Origin of the sequence: Ornithinimicrobium sp., assembly GCF_035267225.1 — a bacterium.
Classification (GTDB): Bacteria; Actinomycetota; Actinomycetes; order Actinomycetales; family Dermatophilaceae; genus Ornithinicoccus.
This window is the reverse complement of record NZ_DATFMA010000119.1, coordinates 48,452-54,527: the sequence shown is the minus strand read 5'-3', so window position 1 is coordinate 54,527 and position 6,076 is coordinate 48,452. Positions and strand designations below refer to the sequence as shown.

Annotated in this window: 4 protein-coding genes and 1 pseudogene; 3 read left to right on the top strand and 2 right to left on the bottom strand. The window is 71.7% G+C overall.

Features of this window, described 5'->3' with window-relative positions; all coding sequences use genetic code 11:
- Nucleotides 1–708, top strand: a pseudogene (locus VJ976_RS11930) (UDP-N-acetylglucosamine 1-carboxyvinyltransferase); the annotation flags it as partial.
- 9 nt (nucleotides 709–717) lie between these two features.
- Here the strand turns inward: VJ976_RS11930 and VJ976_RS11925 are convergent.
- A complete protein-coding gene (locus VJ976_RS11925) occupies nucleotides 718–1,725 on the bottom strand; it encodes a zinc-dependent alcohol dehydrogenase family protein (RefSeq protein WP_324100447.1) in 1,008 nt (335 codons plus the stop codon).
- 146 nt (nucleotides 1,726–1,871) lie between these two features.
- Here VJ976_RS11925 and VJ976_RS11920 point away from each other — a divergent pair, with 146 nt between their 5' ends.
- Nucleotides 1,872–3,326, top strand: coding sequence for a DUF2252 domain-containing protein (locus tag VJ976_RS11920; protein ID WP_324100446.1), 1,455 nt, complete (start codon nucleotides 1,872–1,874; stop codon nucleotides 3,324–3,326).
- Between the two features lie 50 nt (nucleotides 3,327–3,376).
- Complete coding sequence (locus VJ976_RS11915; RefSeq protein ID WP_324100445.1) at nucleotides 3,377–4,114, top strand: glycerophosphodiester phosphodiesterase family protein; 738 nt, start codon at nucleotides 3,377–3,379, stop codon at nucleotides 4,112–4,114.
- On the opposite strand, the gene VJ976_RS11910 is transcribed toward VJ976_RS11915, so the two are convergent.
- On the bottom strand, nucleotides 4,111–6,075 hold the full coding sequence (locus tag VJ976_RS11910; protein ID WP_324100444.1) for a DUF6541 family protein: 1,965 nt from the start codon (nucleotides 6,073–6,075) through the stop codon (nucleotides 4,111–4,113). The two genes, VJ976_RS11915 and VJ976_RS11910, sit on opposite strands and share 4 nt — an antisense overlap.
- Between the last annotated feature and the right edge of the window lies 1 nt (nucleotide 6,076).

The window sequence follows — 6,076 nt, the reverse complement described above, 5'->3', positions numbered from 1 at the left end:
ATGGCCCTGGGAGTGCAGATCGAGGGGCTCGGCACCACGACGCTGACCGTGCGGGGCGTCGAGGAGATCGACATGGACATCGAGTACTCCCCCTCGGAGGACCCGATCGAGGCGATGAGCCTGCTCGCGGCCGGCGTGGTCACCGGCAGCGAGATCACCATCCGCCGCGTGCCGATCGAGTTCATCGAGATCGAGCTCGCCGTCCTGGACACCATGGGCCTGCGCTACGAGCTCACGCCCGAGTACAAGTCCGCGAACGGCGTGACGCGCCTGGTGGACCTGACCACCGTGCCAGGCCCGCTGCACGCGCCGCTGGACAAGATCCACCCGTTGCCGTTCCCTGGCCTGAACATCGACAACCTGCCCTTCTTCGCCATCATCGGAGCGTGCGCGACAGGCTCGACGATGATCCACGACTGGGTCTACGAGAACAGGGCGATCTACCTCACCGAGCTCACGACCCTCGGCGCCAAGGTCCACCTGATGGACCCCCACCGAGTGATGATCGAGGGGCCCACCAAGTGGCGGGCCGGAGAGATCATGTGCCCGCCGGCCTTGCGCCCCGGGGTGGTCATCCTGCTGGCGATGCTCGCTGCGCCCGGAGTCTCGGTGCTGCGCAACGTGTACGTCATCAACCGCGGGTACGAGGACTTGGCCGCGCGTCTCAACGCACTCGGTGCGGGGATCCAGACGTTCCGCGACATCTGAGCGCGGCGGCTATCCGCCGCTGACCGAGGGGAGGACGACCGTCTTGATCCCGGTCCCGAGGCGGACCGCCTCGAGCGCGCGGGGATAGTCCTCGAGCGCAAAGCGCGAGGTGACCAGGAGGGCGGCGTCGAGCAGGCCGGTGGCGAGCAGCTGTGCCGCTGCGTCCATGCTGTGCTGCAACGACATGGTCCCGGTGATGGTGATCTCGTGCCGGTAGACCCGGTGCGCGTCGTAGTCGATGCGTGTGCCCTCCGGCGGGACGCCCAGGTGCAGGAAGGTCCCTCCGGGGGCGACGCGCGGAAGCCCGTCCGCGATGGCCGCCACCACTCCCGTGCAGTCGATGACGACGTCGTAGCCGTGAGCCTCAGCGTGGATCGCCTCGTCACCCGGTGCCGACACGTCCAGCTGCATCGACCGGGCCACCCCGCGCCGCTCGGCCTTCGGCTCGACGATGCGCACGGTGCTCGCGCCGCTGCGCTGCGCCAGCCGGCCCATGACCAGACCCATGGTGCCCGCCCCGTAGAGCAGGTAGCGCTCGGCACGACGACGGGGCAGGGAGTCGAAGGCGTGGACGGCGCACGCCACCGGCTCGGTCAGCGATGCCAGCACCGGATCGGTGTCGGGCGGCAGCGCCACGCAGTTCTGCGCCGGCGCGAGGACGTACTCGGCGGCCCCTCCGGCCTGGGTCACTCCGATGGCGGCGAACCTCTCACACAGGTTGACCCGGCCACGGCGGCACGCTGAGCAGGCGTGGCACGGCAGCGAGGGGTCGACGACGACCAGGTCTCCGACCGACACGAGCCCGACGTCCTCCCCGATGGCCACGACCGTCCCGCTGATCTCGTGGCCGGGGACAAGGGGCAGCCGGGGCGCGAAATCGCCGCCCAGAATGTGCAGGTCGGTGCCGCACACCCCCTCGGCTGCGACCTGCAGCACCACCTCGCCCGGTCCGGGAGCGGGGTCGGGCACGTCCTGCACGTCCACCACCCCCGGCGCGCTGATCACGGCGGCTCGCATCGCGATGACCCCTTTCCTGGCGGTGGACGCAGATCGATCCTGCCACGCTCGCGCGCGGTTCTGGCAGGATCGCCTCAGGAGGAGGCGCACTGCCGCGCCCCCGGGTTCAGGAGACGTGACATGAGCATCATGACGGGCACCGTGATATGACCGGTAGCAACGGGCACCAGGTGCTCGCTGAGACCGACGGCAACTCTTTCGCCTCGCTGCGCCAGCGCCCGACCTCGCGAGCGGAGCGCACAGCCATGGGCAAGGCGCTGCGCAAGAAGGTGCCCCGGCGCTCGCTGGCGATCTGGGACCCACCGGAGGACCGCCCCGACCCCATCACCCTGCTGAACCGATCGCACCAGGGCCGGGTCGACGAGCTGGTCCCGATCCGCGTCGGCCGGATGATCGCCTCGCCGTACGGCTTCCTGCGCGGCACCGCGGTGGTCATGGCGGACGACGTCTCCCGCATGGCGGCGACCGGGATCCAGCCGGTCATCTGCGGTGATGCGCACCTGGGCAACTTCGGCCTGTACGGCTCACCCGAGGGTGAGCTGGTGCTGGACCTGAACGACTTCGACGAGGCACACCCCGGGGGCTGGGAGTGGGACGTGCGCCGCCTGAGCGCCAGCATCTGGGTCGCCGGGCGGGAGAACGGCCTCGGCGAGAACCAGTGCCGCGACGCGGTGGAGTCGTGCGTCGCGGCCTACCGCGGGGAGGTGCGGTTCCTGGCCGACCGACCGCTGCTGAAGCGCTCCTACAACCGGCTCGACGTGGACCGGCTGCAGGAGAGCGCGACCGAGAAGGAGCTGCGCAAGGCGATCAAGAAGTCGGTCAAGAAGGCCAAGAAGCGCACCAGCGACCGCGCGGTGCCCAAGTTCACCTACCAGGAGGAACAGGGCAAGCGCATCATCGCCGAGAACCCGCCGCTCATCCAGCGCGTGACCGACACCAAGGCCGAGCTCATCGGGGCCGCGCTCGACCGCTACCTGGGGACCATCGAAGCGCACTGGGCGCGGGTGCTCGGCGGCTACACGATCCAGGACATCGCACACAAGGTGGTCGGCGTCGGCAGCATCGGGCTGCGCGCCTACGTGGTGCTGCTCGAGGGCTCCAACGACGACGACCTGGTGTTCCTGCAGATGAAGCAGGCACGGCGGTCGGTGCTGGCCAAGTACGTCCACGGCGACTCCGCCTGGCACGCCCACCAGGGCCAGCGGGTGGTGGAGTACCAACAGGCCCTGCAGACCGTCAGTGACCCGCTACTGGGCTGGACCACCGTGGACAACCGGCAGTACTACGTGCGCCAGTTCCGCAACATGAAGGGCACCGTGCCACTGGACGCTCTGGACGGTAAGGCCCTGTCCGACTACGCCAGCATCGTCGGGCAGCTGCTGGCCAAGGGACACGCCCGCACCAGCGGTGCGTCCATGATCGCCGGCTACCTCGGCAAGGGCCGGAACGTGGATCGCGCGATGGGGGACTTCGCCCGGGCCTACGCCGACCAGACCGAGAGCGACCACGCCCGCCTGGTGCACGCGGTCAAGTCCGGCCGGGTTCCGGTCACCGAGGGCGCGCTGGAGAAGATGGGGTCGGCGTTCCGCCCCGGCTCGTGAGGCGAAGCGGGGCGCGGCGCGCGTACCTCGAGCACAGTGGGCCCCTCGCCATGGCTCACCGAGGCTTCTCCCGGGAGGGCCTGGAGAACTCGATGACCGCCTTCGGGTCCGCAGTGGACCTGGGCTACCGCTACCTGGAGACCGACACCCACGCCACCAGCGACGGGGTGGCGGTGGCTCTGCACGACGCCACGCTGGACCGGGTGACCGACGCCACCGGCGCCATCGCCGACCTGCCGTGGCGTGCGGTGTCCCGCGCGCGCATCCACGGACGCGAGCCGGTGCCACGCCTGGAGGAGCTCCTCGGTGCTTGGCCCGAGGTGCGGCTGAACATCGACGCCAAGAGTGACCAGGCCGTGGTCCCCCTGGTGGCGGCGATCGAGCGGGCCGGTGCCCACGACCGGGTCTGCATCGGGTCGTTCTCCGACCGGCGACGGCGCGAGGTGCTGCGACGGCTCTCGCGCCCGGTGGCCACGTCGGCCGGGACGCGAGCCGGGGCCGCATTCCGCCTGGGCAGCACGGTCCCCGGCGCCGGCGGACGCCGTCTCGCCGCGGCCGCGCTGCGGAACATCGATGCCCTCCAGATGCCGCTGACCCACCGGGGGGTGCCCGTGGTGACGGCCACGACGCTGGCCACGGCGCACGCCAGCGGGGTGCCGGTCCACGTGTGGACGATCAACGACCGGACACAGATGGAGCGCCTGCTCGACCTGGGGGTGGACGGGCTGATCAGCGACCGCGCCGACGTGCTCAAGGACGTGCTGGTGGCCCGAGGGCAGTGGGTCTAGCCGCAGCCGGTGAACCGCCACAGAGACGCGTGGCCGCCGGTGTCGACGAGCTCGAACCCGGGGCGGTCGGTGGTGATCTGGCGCAGACCGGGCGTCTCCTCCTCCCACTTGGCCCCTTCGGAGAAGGTGAGGGTGTCGGCGTACACGTGGGTGACACCGAGAGCACGGACGGCCTCGCAGACCGCCGGGTTGGTGGGCCATCGGTCGAACTCCCGCGCCAGCAGCAGGCGCTCGGGCGAGCCGGCGATCGGGGTCAGCTGCGGGTAGACCACCTCAACGTCGCTGCGCGCGAGCAGGAACGGCAGGCCGGCCGTGGGTTCGCCCAGCACCACCGCGTCCTCGGGCAGCGTGGTGGCCGCCCGGTCCACCATCGCGATCTCCTCGGGCTCCAGCATGGTCCCCCACGCGATCGGCCAGGACGAGTAGGTGGAGGCCATGACCTGGGTGTGCATGGGCCAGCGGAACCCCGACGACGCGGTCCCGAGCGCGACCACCAGGGCCAGCGCGGCCGCGGTCACGGGCACGCGTGGGCCGACGGCGATCCGCCGCACGAGCCAGGCACCGCCCCCGGCGGCCAGCATGATGGCCGGGACCAGCATCACCTGGTTGATCCGTGAGGCCTGCGTGTACCAGAAGCCGGCGAGGACGCGCGCCGGGTTGTCCGGTGGCCCCGCGGCCAGGAGCGTCAGCCCGGCGGCGACCGCGAGCGCGACGATGAGCCACCGCGCGTGACGGTGCGCCAGGCTCACTGCCACCCCCACGAACACCAGCACGGTGGCGGCGACGTTGACCGCAGTGACGTCGTAGACGTAGATCAGCGGATGGTCCAGCAGCAGGGCACGGATCCCCGGCCAGTAGCTGTCCTGTCCGCCGCGCTGGTACGCCACCGTCGCGGCCACCCGGGGGGAGGCGAGCACCAGCGTCGTGGCGACGGCGGCGCCGCCGACCACCGCAGCGGCGACGAGCGACACCGAGACCCGGTGGCCGCCCCGCCAGAGCCGACGGGCCTGCCCTGCGGCGAGCACCACGGTCACCGGCACGGCCAGCAGCGCCAGGGAGAACAGGCCCGAGGGATGGGAGAGCACCACCCCGCCGAGGCAGGCCAGCACGCCCAGCCCGTATGCGGTGTGCAGCCGCATCCCCAGGCTGCCGCGTAGCGCCGAGATGAGCAGGGCCACGGTGCCCGGCAGGCACGCCACCGACAGCGCGAACGGCCAGACCCCCAGCATCGACAGGGCGACGTCGGGGAACGCGACGTAGGTGGCGGCCAGCACCGGGGTGAGCAGCACCGGCAGAGCGTGAGCCGGCCACACCACCCGGGCCAGCGACACCAGCCCCAGCACCCAGACCACGCTGCCCAGCACCACCGAGGAGGAGTTCGCGGCCTCGGTGACCCCGTCGAACCCGGGGGCCACCGCGACGACCGAGTGCCACACGGTCGGGTAGTACGGCGCGATGGTGTCGGCGTACAGCGGAGCCAGACCCCCTAGGCTCGAGGCGTTTCCGGTCTCACGGATGAACCACATCGCGTTGAGGTGGAAGATGGGGTCCCACGCTTGCGGCGGCTGGTCGGCGTGCCGCATCCCGGTCATCATGCCCGCGGCGAGCACCCCCACCCCCAGCGTCGCCGAGGCGCCCAACCAGGCTTTCTCGGCGCCCCGCAGCGCCCGCTCCCCCGCCACGCGGACCGGCGGGTGGCGCAGGGTGCCCAGCGCGACGCCGACGAGGCCGGCGACCAGCCAGGTGAGTGCGGTGGACACCAGGAGCGTCCACAGCGTCCACGGCGCCCCCACGAGATCGGCCGCCACCGCACTGACGCCGACCAGGGCCGACGTCACCGCCACCGCGGCCCCCCATGCACCCAGGCCGCGTACCCCGAGTAGGCGCAGCACCCCCCAGCCGGGCACGAGGAACAGGGCCAACAGCCCGGCCAGGCCAGGCGCCACGAGGGCCCAGCTCATC

Bases quoted from the DNA above. Each gene is read 5' to 3' on its own strand.
- VJ976_RS11925 (WP_324100447.1), bottom strand. From the start codon at position 1,725: ATGCGAGCCGCCGTGATCAGCGCGCCGGGGGTGGTGGACGTGCAGGAC.
- VJ976_RS11920 (WP_324100446.1), top strand. From the start codon at position 1,872: ATGACCGGTAGCAACGGGCACCAGGTGCTCGCTGAGACCGACGGCAAC.
- VJ976_RS11915 (WP_324100445.1), top strand. From the start codon at position 3,377: ATGGCTCACCGAGGCTTCTCCCGGGAGGGCCTGGAGAACTCGATGACC.
- VJ976_RS11910 (WP_324100444.1), bottom strand. From the start codon at position 6,075: ATGAGCTGGGCCCTCGTGGCGCCTGGCCTGGCCGGGCTGTTGGCCCTG.